The sequence below is a fragment of the Corynebacterium gottingense genome (genome assembly GCF_003693265.1).
Classification (GTDB): Bacteria; Actinomycetota; Actinomycetes; order Mycobacteriales; family Mycobacteriaceae; genus Corynebacterium; species Corynebacterium gottingense.
Window position 1 is genome coordinate 1 of sequence record NZ_RDRE01000121.1, and the last position, 1,530, is coordinate 1,530.

2 protein-coding genes and 1 pseudogene are annotated in these 1,530 nt (G+C 61.4%); 1 reads left to right on the forward strand and 2 read right to left on the reverse strand.

Annotated elements, in window-relative coordinates; genetic code table 11:
• Positions 1–913 (reverse strand): purine-cytosine permease family protein (locus EAW56_RS12105; RefSeq protein WP_208636524.1); only part of this gene is annotated, 913 nt, incomplete at its 3' end.
• Positions 914–983: 70 nt separating this feature from the next.
• Positions 984–1,145: a hypothetical protein gene (locus tag EAW56_RS12820; RefSeq protein WP_158221668.1), complete on the reverse strand. Its 162-nt coding sequence runs from the start codon at positions 1,143–1,145 to the stop codon at positions 984–986.
• Positions 1,146–1,338: 193 nt separating this feature from the next.
• Here EAW56_RS12820 and EAW56_RS13100 point away from each other — a divergent pair.
• Positions 1,339–1,528, forward strand: a pseudogene (locus EAW56_RS13100) (hypothetical protein); the annotation flags it as partial.
• Positions 1,529–1,530 lie beyond the last annotated feature (2 nt).

Genomic DNA, 1,530 nt, shown 5'->3' on the forward strand with positions numbered 1-1,530 from the left:
CGCCGGATACGAGAGCCAGCACCGCCGTGATCAGGAACGGGACCAGCACCCAGGTCGGGAGGATGACGGCGAGTGCGCCGATGGGGTCCTGCGCGATGGCGTCGGCAAGCGATGCATCCGAGCCCGCGAGCAGGAGGCCGAAGACGATGAGCACCACCGTGGCAACCGAGCCGCCGAACGTGTTCCAGAAGATGATCGCGCCATCGGAGGTGTCGCGGCGCTGGTAGCGCGACCAGTCTGCGGCGATGTTGATCCAGCCCAGGCCAAAGCCGGTCATCGCCATCACGAGCGCACCGACCACGGCGCTTGCGGGCCCGGACGGAATAGCGCGGACGGCGTCCAGGTCGATGTGCGGGATGGCGAGCACCGCGTAGATGATGGTGACCGCGCCGGTGAGCCAAGTGAGCACGGACTGCATCCGAATGATGGTGTGGTAACCGAGGACAGACGCCGCCACGATGAGCGCCGCGACGATGACGGTGGCGATGACGGTGACAGCCGTGCCCGGGTCCGCACCGAGCTGCCGCAGCACGGTGTTCGTAGCAAGCACCGCCATGATTGAAAGGAACGTCTCCCACCCGATGGAGGTGAGCCAGGAGATAATGCCGGGCACTTTCTGCCCGTGCACGCCGAACGCGGCACGCGAGAGGACCATAGTTGGCGCGGAGCCTCGCTTGCCCGCAACTGCGATAAGACCGCAGAGGAAAAACGAGAACGTCACCCCGACTGCGGTGACGAGAGCCGCCTGCCAGAACGAGATGCCGAACCAAAGGATGAACGAGCCGTACGAGATACCGAAGACGGAGATGTTGGCTGCGAACCACGGCCAGAAGAGGTCGGAGGGTTTCGCGGTGCGTTCAGATTCAGGGACGATGTCGATCCCGCGGGATTCTATAAGTGGTGTGCCTTCCATAGCAGCAGGTTAGCCCCACGACTCCCAACCGTGGGCCGTTTCAACGACTTTTATTCCACGCAGCGGCGGGCTAGGCCGCTTTTGGCTGCGGAGCGGGTTCCGGGGCGGGTTCGCGGACCAGCTTGCCGTTCGCGTCGTAGCTGTACTCATTACCGCCATACTTGAGGTACACGACCGTGGCGATGATGAAGATGACAATCATTGCGATGTCTGCGAAGGTCTCGATGCTCATGGTCGTGCTCTTTTCGACTCGAAGTAGCTCGTGCGGCGGAAAAGCACTGGTCTTTCCCTACTCCCCAGCGTAGACCGGTTGTGAGGCTTTCCCCAGCGCACGGGGTGTTGGATATGTCTCACCGCGCAGCACAAAGCCCCCTCACCGGCATCACTGCTGGTGAAGGGCTAAAAAGTGGTAGCGGGGGCCGGCCCTATGGTTGATGATCTGCAACATCGAGGACAAGCGCGCCGCCCAGCGTGCGAAGAAGGCGAAACAGGCAACTGAGTGCAACGGCTATATTGAAGGGGCGAAAGCCAAGAGGGTGGAAACAAGCCATCAACCAACTAGCCGTGGCATACCCCATGTATTGGTGTTGTAATACAAATGTATTGGTAAGGTGATA

Coding starts and splice junctions, on each gene's coding strand:
- EAW56_RS12820 (WP_158221668.1), bottom strand. CDS start 1,145: ATGAGCATCGAGACCTTCGCAGACATCGCAATGATTGTCATCTTCATC.